The 242-nt window shown below is 55.0% G+C and carries 1 protein-coding gene; it reads left to right on the top strand.

Translation table 11 applies throughout. The annotated features are described in order from the left end of the window. Positions 1-96 precede the first annotated feature (96 nt). A partial coding sequence (locus AAEZ08_RS23370; protein WP_349749227.1) for a sugar phosphate nucleotidyltransferase occupies positions 97-242 on the top strand: 146 nt, incomplete at its 3' end.

The raw sequence follows: 242 nt of genomic DNA, 5'->3' as shown, positions 1-242 counted from the left end.
GTGGTACCTGGATAACCTCGAATGGTGCCGCCGCGTCCAGGACGGCAGCTATCAGGGCGAACGCCTGGGCGCCATCAATACTCGGGAACTGCTCGCATGATGAAAGGTATCGTTCTGGCAGGCGGATCCGGTACGCGCCTGCATCCCATCACACTCGGTGTGTCTAAACAGCTTTTGCCGGTTTACGACAAACCAATGATCTATTACCCGATTTCAGTTTTGATGCTGGCAGGCATCAAGGA

The sequence above is a fragment of the Pseudomonas sp. E45-MNA-CIBAN-0222 genome (genome assembly GCF_040310405.1).
Classification (GTDB): domain Bacteria; phylum Pseudomonadota; class Gammaproteobacteria; order Pseudomonadales; family Pseudomonadaceae; genus Stutzerimonas; species Stutzerimonas stutzeri_AC.
Note: the sequence above shows the minus strand (reverse complement) of the source record. Positions and strands in the feature narration are given on the sequence as shown.